Source organism: Geodermatophilus sp. SYSU D01180 (genome assembly GCF_054050415.1).
In genome coordinates this window covers 34,595-54,342 of record NZ_JBJGZH010000003.1, presented here as the reverse complement: position 1 = coordinate 54,342, position 19,748 = coordinate 34,595, and the positions used below count along the sequence as shown (strand labels likewise).

General features: G+C 77.2%; 22 protein-coding genes. 14 read left to right on the top strand and 8 right to left on the bottom strand.

All coding sequences use genetic code 11. The annotated features are described in order from the left end of the window. Window positions 1-2: 2 nt before the first annotated feature. The gene (locus ACI8AA_RS04250) at window positions 3-470 is read right to left on the bottom strand and encodes an STAS domain-containing protein (RefSeq protein ID WP_457043279.1); all 468 of its coding nucleotides are present in this window, start codon (window positions 468-470) and stop codon (window positions 3-5) included. A 164-nt stretch (window positions 471-634) separates the two neighbouring features. On the opposite strand from ACI8AA_RS04250, the gene ACI8AA_RS04245 reads away from it, so the two are divergent. The 7 genes from ACI8AA_RS04245 (at window position 635) to ACI8AA_RS04215 (ending at window position 6,298) form a co-directional block, all read left to right on the top strand. Further along, window positions 635-1,135: an Hsp20/alpha crystallin family protein gene (locus ACI8AA_RS04245; RefSeq protein WP_457043278.1), complete on the top strand. Its 501-nt coding sequence runs from the start codon at window positions 635-637 to the stop codon at window positions 1,133-1,135. Between the two features lie 119 nt (window positions 1,136-1,254). After that, the gene (locus ACI8AA_RS04240) at window positions 1,255-1,659 is read left to right on the top strand and encodes a helix-turn-helix domain-containing protein (RefSeq protein ID WP_457043277.1); all 405 of its coding nucleotides are present in this window, start codon (window positions 1,255-1,257) and stop codon (window positions 1,657-1,659) included. A 32-nt stretch (window positions 1,660-1,691) separates the two neighbouring features. Continuing rightward, window positions 1,692-2,003, top strand: a complete 312-nt coding sequence (locus ACI8AA_RS04235; RefSeq protein WP_387990729.1) for a metal-sensitive transcriptional regulator — start codon at window positions 1,692-1,694, stop codon at window positions 2,001-2,003. A 30-nt stretch (window positions 2,004-2,033) separates the two neighbouring features. Then, window positions 2,034-2,243: a heavy-metal-associated domain-containing protein gene (locus ACI8AA_RS04230; RefSeq protein WP_457043276.1), complete on the top strand. Its 210-nt coding sequence runs from the start codon at window positions 2,034-2,036 to the stop codon at window positions 2,241-2,243. A 25-nt stretch (window positions 2,244-2,268) separates the two neighbouring features. Then, the gene (locus ACI8AA_RS04225) at window positions 2,269-3,138 is read left to right on the top strand and encodes a hypothetical protein (protein WP_457043275.1); all 870 of its coding nucleotides are present in this window, start codon (window positions 2,269-2,271) and stop codon (window positions 3,136-3,138) included. Further along, window positions 3,135-5,405: a heavy metal translocating P-type ATPase gene (locus tag ACI8AA_RS04220; RefSeq protein ID WP_457043274.1), complete on the top strand. Its 2,271-nt coding sequence runs from the start codon at window positions 3,135-3,137 to the stop codon at window positions 5,403-5,405. Before ACI8AA_RS04225 ends, ACI8AA_RS04220 begins: the two co-directional genes overlap by 4 nt. Next, window positions 5,402-6,298, top strand: coding sequence for an oxidoreductase (locus tag ACI8AA_RS04215; protein ID WP_457043273.1), 897 nt, complete (start codon window positions 5,402-5,404; stop codon window positions 6,296-6,298). Before ACI8AA_RS04220 ends, ACI8AA_RS04215 begins: the two co-directional genes overlap by 4 nt. Before the next feature lie 31 nt (window positions 6,299-6,329). Here the strand turns inward: ACI8AA_RS04215 and ACI8AA_RS04210 are convergent, their stop codons facing one another. Next, window positions 6,330-7,259: a M56 family metallopeptidase gene (locus tag ACI8AA_RS04210; RefSeq protein WP_457043272.1), complete on the bottom strand. Its 930-nt coding sequence runs from the start codon at window positions 7,257-7,259 to the stop codon at window positions 6,330-6,332. 1 nt (window position 7,260) lies between these two features. Further along, the gene (locus ACI8AA_RS04205) at window positions 7,261-7,620 is read right to left on the bottom strand and encodes a BlaI/MecI/CopY family transcriptional regulator (protein ID WP_457043271.1); all 360 of its coding nucleotides are present in this window, start codon (window positions 7,618-7,620) and stop codon (window positions 7,261-7,263) included. 207 nt (window positions 7,621-7,827) lie between these two features. Between ACI8AA_RS04205 and ACI8AA_RS04200 the strand changes: the two genes are divergently transcribed. The 3 genes from ACI8AA_RS04200 to cydC are packed head-to-tail and all read left to right on the top strand — an operon-like array spanning window position 7,828 to window position 13,804. Beyond that, window positions 7,828-9,381 carry a cytochrome ubiquinol oxidase subunit I gene (locus ACI8AA_RS04200; protein WP_457043270.1) on the top strand — a complete coding sequence of 518 codons (1,554 nt, stop codon included), beginning with the start codon at window positions 7,828-7,830 and terminating at the stop codon, window positions 9,379-9,381. A 14-nt stretch (window positions 9,382-9,395) separates the two neighbouring features. Next, on the top strand, window positions 9,396-10,418 hold the full coding sequence (cydB, locus tag ACI8AA_RS04195) for a cytochrome d ubiquinol oxidase subunit II (RefSeq protein WP_457043269.1): 1,023 nt from the start codon (window positions 9,396-9,398) through the stop codon (window positions 10,416-10,418). Then, entirely contained in the window at window positions 10,415-13,804 is a 3,390-nt protein-coding gene (gene cydC, locus ACI8AA_RS04190; RefSeq protein ID WP_457043268.1) for a thiol reductant ABC exporter subunit CydC, read from the top strand. The genes cydB and cydC overlap by 4 nt, the downstream gene beginning before the upstream one ends. A gap of 93 nt (window positions 13,805-13,897) precedes the next feature. Here the strand turns inward: cydC and ACI8AA_RS04185 are convergent, their stop codons facing one another. Both ACI8AA_RS04185 and ACI8AA_RS04180 read right to left on the bottom strand, forming a co-directional pair. Beyond that, entirely contained in the window at window positions 13,898-14,209 is a 312-nt protein-coding gene (locus ACI8AA_RS04185; RefSeq protein WP_457043267.1) for a hypothetical protein, read from the bottom strand. A gap of 128 nt (window positions 14,210-14,337) precedes the next feature. Then, a complete protein-coding gene (locus ACI8AA_RS04180; protein WP_457043266.1) occupies window positions 14,338-14,979 on the bottom strand; it encodes a hypothetical protein in 642 nt (213 codons plus the stop codon). 19 nt (window positions 14,980-14,998) lie between these two features. Here ACI8AA_RS04180 and ACI8AA_RS04175 point away from each other — a divergent pair, with 19 nt between their 5' ends. The 4 genes from ACI8AA_RS04175 to ACI8AA_RS04160 all read left to right on the top strand — a co-directional run bounded on the left by ACI8AA_RS04175 (window position 14,999) and on the right by ACI8AA_RS04160 (window position 16,621). Then, window positions 14,999-15,262: a hypothetical protein gene (locus tag ACI8AA_RS04175; protein ID WP_457043265.1), complete on the top strand. Its 264-nt coding sequence runs from the start codon at window positions 14,999-15,001 to the stop codon at window positions 15,260-15,262. Window positions 15,263-15,395: 133 nt separating this feature from the next. Beyond that, on the top strand, window positions 15,396-15,803 hold the full coding sequence (locus ACI8AA_RS04170) for a nuclear transport factor 2 family protein (RefSeq protein ID WP_457043264.1): 408 nt from the start codon (window positions 15,396-15,398) through the stop codon (window positions 15,801-15,803). Beyond that, entirely contained in the window at window positions 15,800-16,198 is a 399-nt protein-coding gene (locus ACI8AA_RS04165; RefSeq protein WP_457043263.1) for a nuclear transport factor 2 family protein, read from the top strand. Before ACI8AA_RS04170 ends, ACI8AA_RS04165 begins: the two co-directional genes overlap by 4 nt. Before the next feature lie 24 nt (window positions 16,199-16,222). Then, window positions 16,223-16,621: a nuclear transport factor 2 family protein gene (locus tag ACI8AA_RS04160; RefSeq protein WP_457043262.1), complete on the top strand. Its 399-nt coding sequence runs from the start codon at window positions 16,223-16,225 to the stop codon at window positions 16,619-16,621. Here the strand turns inward: ACI8AA_RS04160 and eutC are convergent. The 3 genes from eutC to ACI8AA_RS04145 form a co-directional block, all read right to left on the bottom strand. Continuing rightward, window positions 16,614-17,357: an ethanolamine ammonia-lyase subunit EutC gene (gene eutC, locus ACI8AA_RS04155; RefSeq protein ID WP_457043261.1), complete on the bottom strand. Its 744-nt coding sequence runs from the start codon at window positions 17,355-17,357 to the stop codon at window positions 16,614-16,616. The genes ACI8AA_RS04160 and eutC overlap by 8 nt on opposite strands. Further along, window positions 17,354-18,769: an ethanolamine ammonia-lyase subunit EutB gene (locus ACI8AA_RS04150; RefSeq protein WP_457043260.1), complete on the bottom strand. Its 1,416-nt coding sequence runs from the start codon at window positions 18,767-18,769 to the stop codon at window positions 17,354-17,356. Before ACI8AA_RS04150 ends, eutC begins: the two co-directional genes overlap by 4 nt. Window positions 18,770-18,855: 86 nt before the next feature. Further along, window positions 18,856-19,737, bottom strand: a complete 882-nt coding sequence (locus tag ACI8AA_RS04145; RefSeq protein ID WP_457043259.1) for an SDR family NAD(P)-dependent oxidoreductase — start codon at window positions 19,735-19,737, stop codon at window positions 18,856-18,858. Window positions 19,738-19,748 lie beyond the last annotated feature (11 nt).

The window sequence follows — 19,748 nt, the reverse complement described above, 5'->3', positions numbered from 1 at the left end:
GGTCAGGCGCTGCGGCCGTCCGGCCCGTCCGGGCGCCGCGACGGACCCCCCGACGGCGGTGCGCCGCCGGCGTCGGCCGGCCCGGCGCCCTCGCCGACCACCTCGAAGCGGCGCCACAGGCCGGTCAGCTGCAGCGGCCGGGCGACCGCGGCCGGCGGCTCGACCAGCGCGACGGTGACCGCACGGGGCTGGGTCATCCGCTGCAGCTGCACGAGGACGGCCATCCCGGCGGAGTTCATGTAGGTGACGCCGCTCAGCTCCAGCTCCACCCGCGAGAGCGTGGGCACCGACAGCAGCTGGTCGGTGACCACGCGGACCAGCGGCCGGCGGGCGGCCTCGGTGAGCTCGCCGGTCACGGCGATGCAGCTGACGTCGCCGTCGAGCCGGGCGTCGACCTCGGGCTCGCCCTCGTGGGGCGCGGCGCCGGGGTCCTCGGGCGCGGGTCCACCGGGTTCTCGGTGCTCGTCCATGCCCGGGGTCTGCCCCCGTTGCCCGCCGTCCATGCGCGACTGGGAACACCCGCCGACGACAGACGTTTACACGGATGCCCGATCGAGGTAATCTCCATTTGCCACTGGAGGTTCATCCTCGGGCAGCGAACTCCACACCGGATCTCCCAGGAGGTTCACCAGCCATGGTGCTGACCGCGTACGACCCCTTCCCGACCGCGTCCGCCGCCTTCCGCGCCCTGGACCAGCTCACCGGCCGCACCGGCACCGCCCGCGCCCTGTCGGGCATGCCGATGGACGCCTACCGCGTCGGTGACAAGTTCGTCGCCCACTTCGACCTGCCCGGCGTCGACCCGGGCTCGATCGACCTGTCGCTCGAGGGCACGACCCTCACCGTCAGCGCGGAGCGCTCGATCCCGCAGCTGGAGGGCGCGGAGTGGGCCGTCGCCGAGCGCCCCTACGGCGCCTACACCCGGCAGCTGGTCCTCGGACGCAGCCTCGACACCGACCGGCTCGAGGCCAGCTACCACGACGGCGTGCTCACCGTGAGCATCCCGGTCGCGGAGAAGGCCCGGTCCCGCAAGATCACCGTGACCCGCGCCGACGTGCCGGCCGCGGTCGAGAGCCGGACCATCGAGGGCGAGCAGGAGCCCGCCCAGGGCGAGACCCGGGCCGTCGAGGGCTGACCGGCGTCCCGTCCGCGGGGGCCGGGCCGGTGCGGCCCGGCCCCCGCGCCGCATCCGGGGCCCCCCGCGCCGCATCCGGGGCCCGCCGGGCCCCGGCACCGCAGGGAGGAGGAGGTCCCGTGCCCGGCCCCGCCGACCGCCAGCAGGGCGACCCGCAGCAGGCCGACCCGGCGGCCGACGCCGTGCGCCGGCTCGACGACCCCGACTTCCCGGCGCTGACCATGAGCCAGGCCGCCGCGCTGCTCGGCGTCCAGGCCGCCTTCCTGCGCAGCCTCGACGGCTCCGGGGTCCTGCAGCCGCACCGCTCCCCCGGCGGCCACCGGCGCTACTCACGCCACCAGCTCGTCCTGGCCGCGCGGCTGCGCGGCCTGCTCGACGACGGCCACACGCTCGCCTCCGCCGAGGTCATCCTCGGCCTGCAGGACGAGCTCGCCGACGCCCGCGCCGACACCGTCCGCCTGCGCGAGACCGTCGCCCGCCTGCGCGCCGGCCGACCGGAGGAGCCGGAGCAGGGCGGCCGTTGATACCCCCTGGGGGTAGGGGTACAATCGGCCGCGTGACCGACTCGGAGAGCGCCCCCGGCCACGTCCACGGCTACATCCACCGCAAGGACGACCACCTCAAGCGGCTGCGCCGCATCGAGGGCCAGGCCCGCGGGCTGCAGCGCATGGTCGAGGACGAGAAGTACTGCATCGACATCCTCACCCAGGTCTCGGCGATGACCTCCGCGCTGCAGTCGGTGGCGCTGAGCCTGCTCGAGGAGCACCTGTCGCACTGCGTCGCCGAGGCCGTCGCCACCGGCGGCCCGGAGGCCGACGCGAAGGTCCGCGAGGCCTCCGCCGCGATCGCCCGGCTCGTCCGCTCCTGATCCCCACCCGCACCCCCGGAGGACCCCGCCATGAGCACCGCCAGCTACACCGTCACCGGCATGACCTGCCAGCACTGCGTCGCCTCGGTCACCGAGGAGGTCAGCGAGATCCCCGGCGTCACCGACGTCGAGGTCGACCTGGCCAGCGGCGGCCTGACCGTCACCAGCGACACCCCCGTCGACGACGCCGCCGTGCGCGCCGCCGTCGCGGAGGCCGGCTACGAGGTCGCCGGCCGCTGACGCGGCCGGTCGGGAGGGAGCCGTCGTGCGCACCGCCACCCGGGTCGCCGCCGTCCTCGGCACCGCGGCCGCCGTCCTCGGCGCCGGCTGGGGCGTGGGCGCCCTCGCCGGACCGGTGGGCGCGCCCCCGGCCGGCGTCGAGGAGCACGCCGGCGACGGCGGCCACGCGCCGGCAGCTCCGGCCGGGGAGCACGACCTGCCCGCCGGGCTCGCCGTCTCCGCCGAGGGCCACACCCTCGACCTCGCGTCCGACGTCCTGCCCGCCGGCGACGCCGTCCCACTGTCCTTCCGGCTGCTGGGGCCCGACGGCGCCCCGGTGACCGCCTACGAGACCGTGCACGAGCAGGACCTGCACCTGGTCGTCGTCCGCCGGGACCTCACCGGCTACCAGCACGTGCACCCCGAGCTGGCCCCCGACGGCACCTGGACGACGACGGTCGCGCTCGAGCCGGGCGCCTGGCGGGTGCTGGCCGACGCCACGCCCACCGCGCTCGGCGAGGACCTCGTGCTCGGCGCCGACCTCGCCGTCGGCGGCACGTGGGAGCCCGCGCCGCTGCCCGCCCCCGCGGCGACCGCGGAGGTGGACGGCTACACCGTCACCCTCGACGGCGACCTGGTGGCCGGCCGGGAGTCCGAGGTGGTGCTCACCGTGAGCCGCGACGGCGTGCCGGTGACCGACCTGCAGCCCCACCTCGGCGCCCGCGGCCACCTGGTCGCGCTGCGCGCCGGCGACCTCGGCTACCTGCACGTCCACCCCACCGGGGAGTCCGGCGGGCAGGTCCGCTTCGCCGTCGAGGTGCCCGCGGCCGGCGAGCACCGGTTGTTCCTCGACTTCCGCCACGGCGACGTCGTCCGCACCGCCGCCTTCCCCGTCACCGCCCGGAGCGCCCCGTGACCACCCCCACGCAGATCGAGCTGTCGATCGGCGGCATGACCTGCGCCTCCTGCGCGGCCCGCATCGAGAAGAAGCTCAACCGGCTCGACGGCGTGACCGCCACCGTCAACTACGCGACGGAGAAGGCCCGGGTCACCTTCGGCGACGGCGTCGCGCCCGAGGACCTGGTCGCCACCGTGGAGAAGGCCGGCTACACCGCCGCCCTCCCCGCGCCGCCCGAGGAGGACGCCCCGGAGGCCGACCCGGACGCCGGGCTGCGGCAGCGGCTGCTGGTCTCCGCGGTGCTCAGCCTGCCGGTCGTGCTGCTGGGCATGGTCCCGGCGCTGCAGTTCGAGTACTGGCAGTGGGCGTCGCTGACGCTGGCCGCGCCGGTGGTCGTCTGGGGCGGCCGGCCGTTCCACCGCGCCGCCTGGACCAACCTGCGCCACGGCGCGGCCACCATGGACACCCTCGTCTCGCTGGGCACCCTCGCCGCGTTCGGCTGGTCGCTGTACGCGCTGTTCCTCGGCACCGCCGGCGAGCCGGGCATGACGCACCCCTTCTCGCTGGCCGTCACCCGCGGCGACGGCAGCGGCGACGTCTACCTCGAGGCGGCCGCGGGTGTGACCACCTTCCTGCTGGCCGGCCGCTACGCCGAGGCGCGCGCCAAGCGGCGGGCCGGGTCGGCGCTGCGCGCACTGCTGGAGATGGGCGCCAAGGAGGTGTCGGTCCTGCGCGGCGGGGCCGAGCAGCGGGTGCCGGTCGAGCGGCTGCAGCCCGGCGACCTGTTCGTCGTCCGGCCCGGCGAGCGGGTCGCCACCGACGGCGAGGTCGTCGAGGGCTCCTCCGCCGTGGACGACTCGATGCTCACCGGCGAGTCGGTACCGGTGGAGGTCGGCCCGGGCGACGCCGTCGTCGGCGCCACGGTCAACGCCGGCGGCCGGCTGGTCGTGCGGGCCACCCGGGTCGGCGCGGACACCCAGCTCGCGCAGATGGCGCGGCTGGTCGAGGAGGCGCAGAACGGCAAGGCGCAGGTGCAGCGGCTGGCCGACCGGGTGTCCGGGGTGTTCGTGCCGGTCGTGCTCGCCCTCGCGCTGGCCACCCTGGGCTTCTGGATCGGCACCGGCGCCGGCGTGGCCGGGGCGTTCCCCGCCGCCGTGGCCGTGCTGATCATCGCCTGCCCCTGCGCGCTCGGGCTGGCCACGCCGACCGCGCTCATGGTCGGCACCGGCCGCGGCGCGCAGCTCGGCATCCTGGTGCGCGGCCCGGAGGTGCTGGAGTCCACGCGGCGGGTCGACACCGTCGTGCTCGACAAGACCGGCACGGTCACCACCGGCCGGGTGGGCCTGGCCGGCGTCGTCGCCGCCGACGGCGAGGACGCGGACGAGGTGCTGCGCCGGGCCGGCGCGCTAGAGGACGCCTCCGAGCACCCCATCGCCGCGGCCGTGGCGTCCGCCGCCCGCGAGCGCACCGGCGCGCTGCCGGCCGTCACCGGGTTCCGCAGCGAGGCCGGGCTGGGCGTGCGCGGCACCGTCGACGGCGTGCCGGTCGTCGTCGGCCGGCCCGCACTGGTGGGCCCGCTGCCCCCGGAGCTGGCCGCGGCGGTCGCCGACGCGGACGCCGCCGGGCGCACCGCGGTCGCCGTCGGCTGGGACGGCGCCGCGCGCGGCGTGCTCGTCGTCGCAGACACCGTCAAGCCGACGTCGGCGGCCGCCGTCCGGCAGTTCCGCGCGCTCGGGCTGCGGCCGGTGCTGCTCACCGGCGACTCGGCCGCCGCGGCCCGCGCGGTCGCCGCCGAGGTCGGCATCGACGACGTCGTCGCCGAGGTGCTGCCCCAGGACAAGGTCGACGCCGTCCGCCGGCTGCAGGCCGAGGGCGCGACGGTGGCGATGGTCGGCGACGGCGTCAACGACGCGGCGGCGCTCGCCCAGGCCGACCTGGGGCTGGCGATGGGCACCGGCACCGACGTCGCCATCCAGGCCAGCGACCTCACCCTCGTGCGCGGCGACCTGCGCGCCGCCGCCGACGCCGTCCGGCTGGCCCGCCGCACGCTCGCGGTGATCAAGGGGAACCTGTTCTGGGCGTTCGCCTACAACGTCGCCGCGCTGCCGCTGGCGATGGCGGGGCTGCTCAACCCGATGATCGCCGGGGCCGCGATGGCGTTCAGCTCGGTCTTCGTCGTCACCAACAGCCTGCGGCTGCGCCGGTTCCGCCCGCTGCCGGGCAACGACACCTCCGTGGCGCCCGCCGGCACACCGGCGCCCGCGCCCGCGTTGGACCCGGCATGACGAGCCGCTGGACCACCGCCGACCTCCCCGACCGGACCGGGCGCACCGTCGTCGTCACCGGCGCCGCGAGCGGGCTGGGGCTGGCCACCGCGCGGGCGCTCGCGGAGCGGGGCGCGCGGGTGGTGCTCGCCGTCCGCGACACCACCCGCGGGGAGGCCGCGGCCGCCGGCCTGACCGGCGACGTCGAGGTGCGCGCGCTGGACCTGGCCGACCTCGCCTCGGTGCGCGCCTTCGCCGGCGCCTGGGACGGTCCGCTCGACGTCCTGGTGAACAACGCCGGGATCATGATGGTGCCCGAGGGGCGCACCGCCGACGGCTTCGAGCTGCAGCTCGGCACCAACCACCTCGGCCACTTCGCGCTGACCAACCTCCTGCTGCCGCACGTCACCGACCGGGTGGTGACCCTGTCGTCCGGAGCGCACCGGATGGGCGCGATCGACCTCGACGACCTGAACTGGGAGCGGCGGCGCTACTCCGCCGAGCGCGCCTACGGCCAGTCCAAGCTGGCCAACCTGCTGTTCACCCTCGAGCTGCAGCGCCGGCTGACCGCCGCGGGCTCACCGGTGCGGGCCCTGGCGGCGCACCCGGGCTGGTCGGCCACCAACCTGCAGGGCCGCACCGGGAACCGGCTGAAGGACGCGTTCGCGCTCCTGGGCAACCGGGTGGTCGCCCAGTCCGCCGAGCAGGGCGCGCTGCCGACGCTGTTCGCCGCGACCGCCGACCTGCCCGGCGGCAGCTACGCCGGGCCGGACGGGCTGGGCGAGCTGCGCGGGTACCCGACGCTGGTCGGCCGGACGGCCGCGGCCAGCGACCCCGACCTGGCGGCCCGGCTCTGGACGGCGTCCGCGCGGCTCACCGACGTCGACTTCCCGGCGGCCCTGCCCTCCCGCTGACCCCGTGGTCGCCTCTCGCGCGGGAGGCGGTCTACAGGGCCGGGAGGAGGAGCAGGACGGTCGGCACCAGCAGGAGCAGGCCGGCGCCGAGCAGGACGGCGGCCCGGACGGCGGCCGGCAGCGGCGCCGGCGGGCTCACCAGCCGCAGCACGCGGGCGGCGACCGCGCTGCCGGTCACCGACAGCGCGCCGCTCGGCACGCCCCCGCCCGCGCCCCCGGCCGTGACGACGATCGCCTGCGCCAGCGTGCGCCGCGGGTCGGGCCCGGCCAGCGAGCCGACCGCGCGGTCGTCGGCGCGCATCTCCACCAGCTCGCGGACGGCGGCGTGCGCGCGGGCGGCCGCGGGCAGCACCGGCAGCGCCGCCTCCCACGCGACGAACGGCAGCAGGTAGAGGTGGTGGTGCTCGGCGAGGTGCGCCCGCTCGTGCGCGACGACGGCGGCCAGCTGCCCGTCGTCGAGCTCGGCGACCATGCCCGAGGACAGCACCAGCAGCGGGCGGGCGCCGGGGATGCAGAACGCCACCGGCGCGGGGTGCTCGAGCAGCCGGGCGTCGGGGGCGGCCGACGACGGCTGCACGACCAGCTCCAGCAGCGCCCGGTGCCGCCGCCGGGTGCGCGCAGTGCGCGCCCACGACAGCGCCAGGACGCCGAGCAGCTCGGCGGCGAGGACGGCGGCCAGGGTGAGGGTGACCCAGTGGTCGCCGCGGACCGGGTCGCGGGCCGGGTGCCCGGTCAGCACCGCCCAGCCGGCCTCGGGCAGTGAGTGGCCCCACGGCGCCAGCCCGTGCACGAGCAGCGCGCCGATGATCGACAGGCCGCCGGCCAGCCCGATCGCCTGCCAGCAGACCAGCGCCACCAGCGGGTCGCGCCGGGGCCACCGGGCGCGGCCCAGCAGCGCCGGCACCGGCCAGGCGAGCAGGGCGGCGAGGACCGCGAGCGCCGCGGCGGTCGCGGGCAGCACGTCAGCGCGCGTCCGGCGCCGTCTCGCTGAGCAGCTGCCGCAGGAGGCGGGCCTCCTCGGGATCGACGCCGCCGACGAACCGGGCGAGCACCGCCTGCCGGTCACCGGCCTGGCCGAGGACCTCGTGCATGAGCTCGGCGGCGTGGTCGGCGCGGCTGGCGCGCGGGCGGAAACGGCGCGGCCGGGCCTCGTCGTGCTCGACGAAGCCCTTGGCCTCCAGCCGGGACAGCACGGTGTGCACGGTGGTGAGCGCCAGCTCGCGGTCGGCCAGCGCGTCGCGCAGCTCGGCCGCGGCCAGCGGCCCGTCGGCCGCCCACAGCACGTCCATGACGGTGCGCTCCAGGTCTCCCAGCGACGCCACGACGACTCCTCCCGGCTCGGCTTCTCTACCCAGCGTAGAACGCGCCCCACCGGGCCGTCGTGCCCCTGGTCCCTGCCCGGCGGGACGAAGGTCCCTGCCTGTCCGCGACCTCACACGCCGATCGTCTACGCGGCGTAGAAAACGACTTCTACAGAGCGTAGAAAGAGTGTGTCGGCTCGAGAGCGGCACAGACGAGGAGCAGCGCGCGTGGACGTGCTCGACATCGCCCGGTGGCAGTTCGGCATCACGACCGTCTACCACTTCCTGATGGTCCCCCTGACCATCGGACTGGGGATCCTGGTGGCGGTCATGCACACCTTCTGGGTGCGCACCGGCAAGCCCGAGTGGCTGCGGATGACCCGGTTCTGGGGCCGCGTCTACCTGGTCAACTTCGTGCTCGGCGTGGCCACCGGCCTGGTCCAGGAGTTCCAGTTCGGCCTGGCGTGGAGCGAGTACTCGCGCTTCGTCGGCGACGTGTTCGGCTCGCTGCTGGCGATGGAGGCGCTGCTCGCCTTCTTCCTCGAGTCGACCTTCCTCGGCCTGTGGATCTTCGGCTGGGGCCGCATCCCGAAGAAGCTGCACCTGGCGGCGCTGTGGGCCGCGGTGATCGGCTCCATCGTCAGCGCGTACTTCATCATCGCGGCCAACTCGTGGATGCAGCACCCGGTCGGCGTCACCGTCGGCGAGGACGGCCGCCCGCAGCAGGTCGACTTCCTCGCCGTCCTGACCAACAACACCGCCCTGGCCGCGTTCAGCCACGCGATCGTCGCCGCGCTCATGGTCGCCGGTGCCCTGCTCGTCGGCATCGGCCTGTACCAGCTGCGCAGGCGCAAGCTGGCCGGCGCCCCCACCACGGACGTCGACCACGCGGTCTGGCGCCGCTCGGTGCGGCTCGGCGGGTACGTGTCGCTGGCCGCGTTCGTCCTGGTCGCCGTCACCGGCGACTGGCAGGGCAAGCTCATGTACGCCCAGCAGCCGCTGAAGATGAGCTCGGCCGAGGCGCTGTGCGAGACCGAGGCGCCCGCGCCGTTCTCGGTCTTCGCCTGGGGCAAGCTCGGCTCCAACGAGTGCGACGACGTGCACAGCTGGACCGTCCCCGGCCTGCTCTCCTTCCTCGCCCACAGCGACTTCGAGACCGCCGTCCCGGGCGTGAACGAGCTGCAGGAGGAGTACGCCGCCGTCTACGGCGCCACCTACCCCGACGACCCGTCGTTCGGGGACCGCGCCGGCCAGGAGATCGACTACACGCCGGTGCTGGCGGTCACCTACTGGAGCTTCCGGCTCATGATCGGCATGGGCGCGGTCTCGGCCGGCGTCGCGGCGTACGCGCTGTGGGCCACCCGCCGCGGCCGCGTGCCGACGTCGCGGATCGGCGTCCACGGGTCGCTGCTGGCCGTCGGCGCGCCGTTCGTGGCCAACGCGGCCGGCTGGGTGTTCACCGAGATGGGCCGCCAGCCCTTCGTCGTCTACCCGAACCCGGACGTGCCCGTGGACGAGCAGGTGTGGTTCTTCACCGCCCAGGCCGTCTCCCCCGGCATCACCGCCGCCGAGGTCTGGACGTCGCTGATCAGCCTCGGCCTGCTCTACGGCGCCCTCGCGGTGGTCGAGCTGTTCCTCCTCGTCCGGCTGGCCCGCCGCGGCGTCACCACCGGGGACACGACGCCGACCCCGCCGGCGGTCGGGTCGTCCCGCCGGGACGACGACGACCCGCGCCCGGGCGACGACCGGGCCGACGACGACGTCCTCTCCTTCGCGTACTGACCGGAGTGCCTGACATGGACCTGCAGACCCTGTGGTTCGCCGCCGTCGCGGTGCTGTGGACCGGCTTCCTGCTGCTCGAGGGGTTCGACTTCGGCGTCGCCGCGCTGCTGCCGGTGCTCGGCCGCCGCGGTGCTGTCGACGGGCGTGCCGACCGCCACCTCATGCTCCGCACGATCGGCCCGGTGTGGGACGGCAACGAGGTCTGGCTGATCACCGCCGCCGGCGCGGTGTTCGCCGCCTTCCCCGGCTGGTACGCCACCTGGCTGCCGGCGCTGTACCTGCCCTTCGTCCTGGTGCTGCTCGGTCTGATCGTGCGGGCGGTGGCCTTCGAGTGGCGGCACAGCTCGCACGACCCGCGCTGGGACGCCGCCTGGACCCGCGTCATCACCGGCGGCTCGCTGGTGGCCGCGGCGGGCGTGGGCGCGGCGCTGGCCGCCACCACCCTCGGCCTGCCGATCGACGCCGACGGCACCCGGGTCGGCGGCGCGTTCGCCGGGCTCGGCTGGTCCGCCCTGCTCGGCGCGGCCGCGGTGGTCGGCTACTCGCTGGTGCACGGCGCGCTGTTCCTCGCGCTCAAGACCGACGGCCCGCTGCGGCTGCGGGCGCGGGCGTTCGCGCTGCGCTGGTCGCCGGTGGCCGCGCTGCCCCTGCTGGCGTGGGCCGGGCTGGTGCAGCTGCGCTCGGGCACGGCGCTCACCGGCGCGCTGTGGCTGGTGGCCGCGCTCGCCGTCGTCGTGACCTGGACCCGGGTGCGGCTGGACCGCGAGGGGCAGGCCTTCGCGGGCTGGGCGACCGTCCTGCTCGCCTCGGCGGCCACGCTGTTCGGCTCGGCCTACCCGGTGGTCGTGCCCTCGACGGTCGACCCGGCCTTCGACGTCACCATCGCCGAGGCCTCGGTCAGCGACTACACGCTCACCGTGATGACCTGGGTGGCCGCGGTCGGCCTGCCGGTGGTGCTCGCCTACCAGGCCTGGACCTACTGGGTGTTCCGGAAGCGCCTGACCGCCGAGCCGCAGTCCGAGCCGGTGGCCGCGTGACGGCAGAAACGGCCATCTCTGCCGCCCCGGCCCGGGGGCCGCTGGCCCCGCTGGCCGGCGTGCCGGGGCTGCCCGGCGCGCTGGCCCGGGCGGCGGCCGCCGCCCTCGGCTCGACGGCGGGGCTGGTGCTGCTCGCCGCCGGCCTGGCGCACGCCGTCGCCCGCGCCGCCGGGTACGCCGACGGAGCCCTGAGCGGCCCGCTCGCGCTGGCCGCCGCCGGGGCCGTGCTGCGGGCGGTCGCCGGGGCGCTGGGCGAGCGGGCCGCCGTCCGCGACGCCCGCCGCGCCGAGGACGCGCTGCGCCGCTCCCTGCTCGACCGGCTGGCCGCATCCCCCGCCGCGGTCGCCGCAGCGGGCGGCCCGGCGCCGGCCGCGGTGCTGGCCACCACCCGGCTGGCCGACCTCGCGCCCGCGCTGGCCACCTACCTGCCGGCGCTCGCGCAGACCGCCGTCGTCCCGCCGGTGCTGCTGGTCGCGCTGGCCGCCACCGACCTGCTCTCGGCCGGCCTGGTCGCGGCCACCCTGCCGCTGGTGCCGCTGTTCATGGTGCTGGTGGGGCTGGCCACCCGCGACGGCACCACCGGCGCCGCCCGCGCCCTGGACCGGCTGGCCGCGCACGTCGCCGAGCTGGTCCGCGGCCTGCCGGTGCTGGTCGGCCTGGGCCGCGCCGCCGACCAGGTGACCGCGCTCGCCGAGCTGGGCGAGGCCACCCGCCGCCGCACGCTGGCCACCCTGCGCCTGGCGTTCCTGTCCGCGCTGGTGCTCGAGCTGATCGCCACGCTGTCGGTGGCGCTGGTCGCGGTCACCGTGGGCCTGCGGCTGGTGCACGGCGACCTCGCGCTCGCCGTCGGGCTCACCGCGCTGCTGCTCGCCCCCGAGGCGTTCGCGCCGCTGCGCGCGCTCGGCACCGCCCACCACGCCGGCGAGGCCGCCACGCTGGCCGCCGCGGAGGCGCGCGCCGTGCTCGCCGCCCCGGTCGCCCCCGCTCCCCCGGCGGCGGACGACGACGACCCGCGCGGCGCCGACGTCGCCGTCTCCGGGCTGACCGTGCGCCACCCCGGCCGCGCGCTGCCCGCCCTCCCGCCGCTGGACCTCGCGCTGCGCCCGGGCGAGCTGGTCGTGCTCCGCGGCCCCAGCGGCTCCGGCAAGTCGACCCTGCTGGCCGCGCTCACCGGCGCGCTCGACCCGGCCGCGGACGTCGCCGGCAGCGTCACCGGCGTCCCCGCCGGCGCGGTCGCGCTGGTCCCGCAGCACCCCCGGACGACGGCGCGCACGGTGGCCGACGAGCTGCGCCGGCACGCCGCCGCCTCGCCGGGCGTGGACGCGGTGGTGGCCGAGGCGTTCGTCGTCGAGGCGCTGCAGCGGGTGGGCGCGCAGGCGCTGGCCGGGCGGGACTGCACCACCCTCTCCCCCGGCGAGCTGCAGCGGGTGGCGGTCGCGCGGGCGCTGGTCCGAGTGCGCCGCGGCGCCCGTCTCCTGCTGCTCGACGAGCCCACCGCGCACCTCGACGAGGCCTCGGCCGCCCGCGTCGCCGCCGTCCTGGCCGGCCTGCGCGGCACGGTCACGGTCCTGCTGGTCACCCACGACCCGGCGCTGGCGGCGCTCGCCGACCGCACGGTGACGCTGGCGGGGCCCGCGGTCCCGGCGTCCCCCGGCGCGAGATCGGCGGTCTCGTGGCGATCGGCGGCTGATGGCCACGAGACCACCGATCTCGCGGGACCGGAGCCGGCCGCCCCCGCCACCAGCACCCCGGCGACGGGGCTCGGCTGGCCGCGGCGGGCGCTGGTGCGGGCGGTCGCGGCCGGCACCGCCTCGGCCGGCGCGGGCGTCGCGCTCACCGCGGTGAGCGGCTGGCTGATCGTCCGGGCCGCGGAGATGCCGCCGATCCTCACGCTGATGGTCGCCATCGTCGGCGTGCGCGCCTTCGGTATCGGCCGCGCGGCGCTGCGCTGGGTGGAGCGGCTCACCGCGCACGACGCCGCCCTGCGGATGGCCGCCGACCTGCGGGTGCGCGTGTGGCGGGCACTGGCCGCGCAGGGCGTGGCCGCCGACCGGACGCCGGGCAGCGCGCTGGCCCGCGTGGTCGGCGACGTCGGCCTGGTGCAGGACCTGTCGGTGCGGGTGGTGCCGCCCGCGGCGGTTGCCGCCGCCGTCCCGGTGCTCACGCTGGCCGGCCTGGCGCTGCTCTCGCCGGCCGCCGCGGGCGCCGCGGCGCTCGTCCTCGGGCTCACCGCGGCCGGCGTGCTGCTGGTGCACCGGCGGGTCGACGCCGGCGCCGCCCGCACCGAGGGCGCGCTGCGGGTGGCCGCGCTGCGCGACGTCACCACCGCCCTCGACGGCGCGGCCGACCTGCGCGCGCACGGCCTCGCCGCCGCCACCGCCGCCGACCTCGCCGCGGTGGCCGGCCGCCGGTCCGCCGTCGCCGCGGCCGGCGCCCGGGCCGGCGCGCTCGGCACCGGCCTGGTCGTCCTCGGCACCGGGCTGGCCGCCGTGGCCGCCACCGCGGTCGGGGCGGCGTCGGGTCTGGGCGGCCCGGAGGTCGCGGTCCTCGGCCTGGCCCCGCTGGCGCTGGCCGAGCCGCTGGCCGGGCTGGTGTCCGCGCTGCAGCGCCGCGGCGCGCTGGCCGACGCCCGCGCCCGCCTCGACGCCGTCCTCACCGCCCCGGTGCCCGCCGATCCCGCCGAGCCGCTGCCCGCCCCCGCGCCGGTGCGCGACCTCGCCGTCACCGGTCTCGTCACCGGCTGGCCCGGCGGCCCGGACGTGCTGCGCGGCCTCACCGCACGGGCGGCCGCCGACGGCGGCTGGCTGGTGGTCCGCGGCCCGTCCGGCGCCGGCAAGTCGACCTTCCTCGCCGTGCTGCTCGCCGCGCTGCGCCCGCGGGCGGGGCGCTACGCGCTCGGCGGCGTCGACACCGCCCGGCTGACCGGCGCGGCCGTCCGGGCGCGCACCGCCTGGCTGCCGCAGGACGCCCACGTGTTCGCCTCGACGATCCGCGCCAACCTGGCCCTGGCCGCCCCGCGCGGCGAGCTGGCCGGCCCCGGCGGGGAGGCGCGGATGACCGCCGCGCTCACCGCCGCCGGCCTCGGCCCGCTGCTGGCCGGGCTGCCCGACGGCCTGGACACCCCGGTCGGCGCCGGCGGAACCGCGCTGTCCGGCGGCGAGCGGCGGCGGCTGGCCGCGGCCCGGGCGCTGCTGGCCGACCGCGACGTCGTCCTGCTCGACGAGCCGACCGCCCACCTGGACCCGCCGACGGCGGCCGCGCTGGTGCGGGACCTGCGCGCCGCGCTGGCCGGCCGGGTCGTCGTCTGCGTGACCCACGACGACGGCGTCGAGCAGCCCGGGGACACCGTGCTCGAGCTGGGCGACCGGCTGGCGCTCACCGCCTGAGGGCGGGACCCGGCAGCGCACGTCCCGGCGTCGCCGGCCCCCTCCCGGGGCCCGCCCCGGGCCTGCGAGGGGTGGGGAGGAGGGGGTCCTTCCTCAGGCGGCCGCGGCGCCGGACCAGCGGCGGACGACGGGCCGGACCCGGCGCACCTCGAAGCCGGGGCTGGCGGGCAGCCGCGGGTCGACGACGACCGGCACGCCGGCCGGCTCGCCGAGCGAGCGCGGACCGGTGCCGTGCCAGCCGAGCTGCACGCCCAGGCGCTCGTAGAGCTCCGGCCGGACGGCGATCTCGCGGGGCGGCGCCACGCCGGGCGCCCAGGCGACGGCCAGCAGGTCCCCGGCGGCGTCGGACGGGCCGGGGTGCGTGCTCGCGGGGAGGGGGACGACGGTGAGGGTCGTGGTGGCCATGACGAGCCTCCGTGGGCGGTTCCCCGTGCTCCGTACAACGCCGGGGGGAACGAGGTCATGCCTACCGCCGGGGTCTGACAGTTCTCCCGTGCTACCCGGTGGCAGCGCCGGGAACCGCGCCGGCGGGGTCAGTTCCCGGCGGGCACCTCGACCGGGACCTCCGGCCCCAGCGTGGCCCCCTGCAGCAGCGGCAGGTCGTCGCCCGACCAGAAGCTGCCCGGGTCGTACCAGTTGCGCGGGCGGTCGGCCGGCAGCAGTCCCATGGCCGCGTAGGTGGCGGCCACCAGCTCGGCGCAGAACACCGTCTCGGCCGCGGTGCCCCGGCGCAGCCGGCCGCTGAGCCAGCCGCGGACCAGCCCGCGGGTGGTCGGGAACGGCCGGCCGTCGAGGCGGGCGACCGTGCGCAGGACGGCGTCCTCCATCGCGCGGGTCACCCCGCCGTCGTCGGCCGGGCCGACCAGCTGGCGCAGCCACGCCCGCTGGCCGTACCGCCGCCGCCAGGTGACGACGGCGTCCCGCAGGTCGTGCAGCTGGACGCCGCGCTGGTGCTGCCCGGTCCAGGCGTCGGGCAGCGAGCGGCCGAGCTCGGCGTGCCACAGCAGCGGCGGGAGGTCGTCGAGGACCACCGCCATCCCGACGTGGTTGACCGGCGCGTTGGTCACCGCGCGGATCACCCGGTCGGCCGGCGAGCCGCCGCGGAACACCCAGACGTCGCCGGTGCGGGTCAGGTCGACCGCGTCGTCGAGAGGGAGCGTGCGCGGGCCGGTCACGCGGCTACGGTAGGCGACCGTGCGGTCACCGACGCGGCTCTGGAAGATCCTCGGCCTCGCCGGGCTGGCCGGCGTCGCGGCCACCGGCGCGGTGCTCGCCCGCGGCGAGCGGCAGCGCCGGGCGTACACGCCCGAGGACGTCCGCGCCCGGCTGCACGAGCGGCACGCGGCCGCCCTCGCCGCCGCGCCGGAGGCGCAGCCGCACGGGGCGGAGCCGCCCGGCCCGGTCGGGGTGCCGGCACCGCGCCGGTGGCTGCGCCTGCCGCGCCGCCGTCGGCGCTGACCCAGGTCACCCCCGCACGGACGGACGGCGACCGCCACACCGGGCGGCGCAGCACCCCCTCCTCCCTCTCCCGCGCCGGGTCGACACTGCTCGCGCCGTCCACGGGGGACCCGTCCTCGGGAGGGAGAGCACCGTGTCCGAGCACCCCAACCTCGTCCGCAGCCGCGAGGGCTACGAGGCGTTCGCCAAGGGCGACCTGGCCTTCCTGACCGAGCAGTGGCGCGAGGACGTCCGCTGGCACGAGCAGGGCACCACCGAGCTGGCCGGCGACTACGAGGGACCGCAGGCCGTCTTCGGGATGTTCGCCCGGCTCATGGAGCTGACCGAGAACAGCCTCCGCGTCGAGCCGGTGCAGATGTGCGCCGACGACGAGTACGGCATCGCCCTGGTCCGGTTCACGGCCCGCCGCGGGACCGCTCACCTGGACACGCTGAGCGCCCAGGTCGCCCGCTTCGACGGGGACGGGAAGCTGGCCGAGTTCTGGAACTGCCCCACCGAGCAGGGCGTCCTCGACGCCTTCTTCGGCGAGCCCCCGGCGTGACGGGTACGGCGCACCCCAACGTCGTCCGCCTGCACGAGGCGTTCGAGGCGTTCGGCAAGGGCGACCTCGACCGGCTGCAGGAGCTCTGGCGCCCGGACATCCGCTGGCACGAGCCCGGGCAGAACCGGCTCAGCGGCGACTACACCGGCATCGACGAGGTCTTCGAGCTCTTCGGCCGGGTGTTCGTGCTGAGCGGGGGCACCTTCCGCGTCGACCTGCAGGCGGCCTCCGCCGACGACACCGACGGCGTGGCGATCGTGCGGGTCACCGCCTCCCGCGGCGACCGGGAACTCGACGTGCTCGCCGCCGACCTCGTCCGGTTCGAGGACGGGCTGGTCGCCGAGTTCTGGCAGGCGCACACCGACCAGGGGGCGATGGACGCGTTCTTCAGCTGACCGGCCGACGACGAGGAGGCGACCGTGACCGGCTCCCCGCACCCCCACCTCACCGTGCTGCTGGCGGGCTACGAGGCCTTCGGCAAGGGCGACCTCGGCCGCCTCCCCGAGCTGTGGACCGACGACGTCCGGTGGCACGAGCCCGGAGCGCACCCGCTCGCCGGCGACTACACCGGTCCGCAGGAGGTCGTCGGCCTCTTCGGCCTGGTGTTCGAGGTCACCGAGGGCAGTTTCCGGGTCGAGGTGAGATCCGCCTTCGCCGACGACACCGACGGCGTGGCGGTCGTCCGGTTCACCGCCTCACGCGGGGACCGGCACCTCGACGTCCTCGCCGCTCAGCTGGTCCGCTTCCAGGACGGGCGGGTCGCCGAGTTCTGGGACGCGCACACCGACCAGGCCGCGATGGACGCGTTCTTCAGCTGACCCCGCCCGCGGGGAGCACCGGCCCCTCGTCCTTGAGCGCGACGCCGGAGGCGCCCAGCTCGCGGGCGGAGGAGAGCAGTGCGGCCACCGTGTCGGCGGCCTGCGCGTAGGACAGCCCGTGCGGCGGGCGGACGTTGGACACGCAGTTGCGCTCGGAGTCCACCCGTCCCGGCCGCGGGTCCCAGGTGAGGTAGACGCCGAGGGAGTCCGCCGACGACAGCCCCGGCCGCTCGCCGATCAGCACCACGACGGCGCGGACGCCGAGGGCCTCCCCCACCGCGTCGCCCAGCGCCACCCGCGCCTGGGTGGCCACGACGAGCGGCGCGACCGACCAGCCGGGCAGCCGCTCCAGCAGCGCGGCGGCCAGCCCCGGCCCGTGCGCCTGCACCGCCCGCGGGCTGAGGCCGTCGGCCAGCACGAGCGCGAGGTCGGCGCCGGTCCGCGGCAGCGCCGTCCCCTCCGCCGGCTGCCGGCCGAGGTCGGGGCGCTGCAGGTAGGTGGCGCGGTCGGGCGCGGCCGAGGCGACGGTCAGGACCTCCCCGGCCAGGGCCGCGCGCACCGCGTCGACGTCGAGCGGCGAGTGGACGGCGTCCCGGGCGGCCGCGTGCGCGGCGCGGAACTCCAGCTCGCGGTGCGTGGGCAGCGCGTCCCCGGCCCGCCCGAGCGCCACCCGCGCCCGGGTCGCGGACCGCAGCACCGCCCACGGGTCGTTCCCGGCGAGGTCCGGCGCGCTCACGAGGACGCCGCCGCGAGGAGGGCCCGCGCGGCCGGGGCGTCGGGGGCGAGCTCGCGCACCCGGCCGGCGTCGTCGAGCAGGTCCATCCGGGCCAGCCACGCCTCGAACTCCGGGGCCGGGCGCAGGCCGAGCACCTGCCGGGTGGTGAGGACGTCGGAGAACGACAGCGACTGGTAGTGCAGCATCACGTCGTCCGAGCCCGGGACGGCGATGACGAACGAGCAGCCGGCCGCGCCGAGCAGCAGCACGAGGGAGTCGGTGTCGTCGCCGTCGACCTCGGCGTGGTTCGTGTAGCAGACGTCCACGCCCATCGGCAGGCCGAGCAGCTTGCCGCAGAAGTGGTCCTCCAGCCCGGCGCGCAGCACCTGCTTGCCGTCGTAGAGGTACTCCGGGCCGATGAACCCGACGACGGTGTTCACCAGCAGCGGCCGGAAGTGCCGGGCGACGCCGTACGCGCGGGCCTCCAGCGTCTGCTGGTCCACCGGCCGCCCGCCGACGCCGAGGTGCGCGCCGGCCGACAGCGCGGACCCCTGCCCCGTCTCGAAGTAGGTCACGTTCTCCCCGACGGTGCCGCGGCCCAGCGCGAGCGCCCCGGCGCGGGCCTCGGCGAGCAGGTCGAGGGTGACGCCGAAGCCGCGGTTGGCCTCCTGGGTGCCGGCGACCGACTGGAACACCAGGTCCACCGGTGCGCCCTGCTCCAGCGCGCGCAGGGTCGTCGTCACGTGGGCGAGCACGCAGGACTGCGTCGGGATCCCGTAGCGGCCGATCACCGCGTCGACCAGCTCCAGCAGCGCCACCGTGCGGGCCGGGGAGTCGGTGGCCGGGTTGATGCCGATGACCGCGTCGCCGGAGCCGTGCAGCAGCCCGTCGACGATCGAGGCGGTGACGCCCACCGGGTCGTCGGTGGGGTGGTTGGGCTGCAGCCGGGAGGCGAGCGTGCCGGGCAGGCCGATGGTGCTGCGCAGCCCGGTCACCACCCGCGTCCGCCGGCCGACGGCGACCAGGTCGGCGTTGCGCATGAGCTTCGACGTCGCCGCGACCATCTCCGGGGTGAGGCCGGGCGCGAGGGCGCTGATCGACGCCTCGTCGCCGGCCGCCGCCCGGGCCAGCAGCCGGTCGCGGAACTCGCCCACCGTCAGCGACGCGACCGGCGCGAACGCCGCGGCGTCGTGGGTGTCGAGGACCAGCCGGGTGACGTCGTCCTCGTCGTAGCCGACCACCTGCTCGTCGAGGAAGGTGGCCAGCGGCAGGTCGGCGAGCACCGTCTGGGCGGCCACCCGCTCGGCGGCCGACCCGGCCGCGCACCCGGCGAGCACGTCCCCGGAGCGCAGCGGCGTCGCCTTCGCCAGCAGCTCGACGAGCGTGGGGAACTCGTACGTGTGGCCGCCGAGGGTCGTGCGGCGGACGGTCACGGCGGCTCCCCGGGTCGGCGGCCCGGTCAGCGTGGCCCGGCGGCGCCCGGCGGGTCAACGGGGTGGGACGGAACGGAACACGCCGTTCACGGGATGCCGTGCCAGCGCCCCTCCTCGGCGTTGCCGGCCGGCCGGGACTCGAAGACGTTGCCCTCGGTCGGCTCCGTCCGGTGGTCGTCGGCGAGGGCGAACACGCGCAGCAGCGGCCCGACGAGGGCGTCGTAGACCGCCGGGAACAACCGGAAGCCGAGGATGACGACCGGGTTGGCGAAGCCGGACTGGATCAGCCGGCGCGGCCGGTCCAGCCGGGCGACGACCGAGCGGGCGACCCGCTCCGGCGAGTAGATCGGGATCGGCGGGCGGCCCTTGAGGCCGATGTAGCTGCCGGCCTGCGAGTAGATCGGGGTGTTCACCCCGCCCGGCGCCACCGCCGACACGTGGATGCCCGCGGCGTCGCGCGTCTCCTGCTGCAGGACGCGGATCAGCCCGAGCTGGCCCCACTTGGCGGTGATGTAGCTGCCCATGAGCGGGGTGGTCACCGAGGCGAGCAGCGAGCTCACGACGACGAGGTGCCCCGCGCCCTGGCGGCGGAACTGCGGGAGGACGACGCGGGCCAGGTTGGCGGTGCCGTGCAGCGCCGTGTCGACGACCCGCTCGTACACCGCCTTCGGCACGTCCTCGATCCGCCCGTAGGCGATCACCTGCGCGGCGTGCACGACGACGTCGAGGCGGCCGGAGCGGACCACGGTGCCCTCGACGACGTCGCGCAGCGCGTCCTCGTCGAGCACGTCGGCCGGGCAGACGACGACGTCGGCCGCGCCCTCCGCGCGGACCTGGGCCGCGGTCTCCTCCAGCGCCTCGCGGCCGCGCGCCAGCAGGACCAGCGACGCGCCGCGCCGGGCGAACAGGCGGGCGGTGGCGCGGCCGATGCCGCTCGAGGCACCGGTGATGAGCACGGTCTGGGGCATGCGGGGACGAC

Excerpts from the sequence above, each read along its gene's own strand:
- ACI8AA_RS04250 (WP_457043279.1), bottom strand. The coding sequence starts at position 470 with ATGGACGAGCACCGAGAACCCGGTGGACCCGCGCCCGAGGACCCCGGC.
- ACI8AA_RS04245 (WP_457043278.1), top strand. The coding sequence starts at position 635 with ATGGTGCTGACCGCGTACGACCCCTTCCCGACCGCGTCCGCCGCCTTC.
- ACI8AA_RS04230 (WP_457043276.1), top strand. The coding sequence starts at position 2,034 with ATGAGCACCGCCAGCTACACCGTCACCGGCATGACCTGCCAGCACTGC.
- ACI8AA_RS04215 (WP_457043273.1), top strand. The coding sequence starts at position 5,402 with ATGACGAGCCGCTGGACCACCGCCGACCTCCCCGACCGGACCGGGCGC.
- cydB (WP_457043269.1), top strand. The coding sequence starts at position 9,396 with ATGGACCTGCAGACCCTGTGGTTCGCCGCCGTCGCGGTGCTGTGGACC.
- ACI8AA_RS04185 (WP_457043267.1), bottom strand. The coding sequence starts at position 14,209 with ATGGCCACCACGACCCTCACCGTCGTCCCCCTCCCCGCGAGCACGCAC.
- ACI8AA_RS04145 (WP_457043259.1), bottom strand. The coding sequence starts at position 19,737 with ATGCCCCAGACCGTGCTCATCACCGGTGCCTCGAGCGGCATCGGCCGC.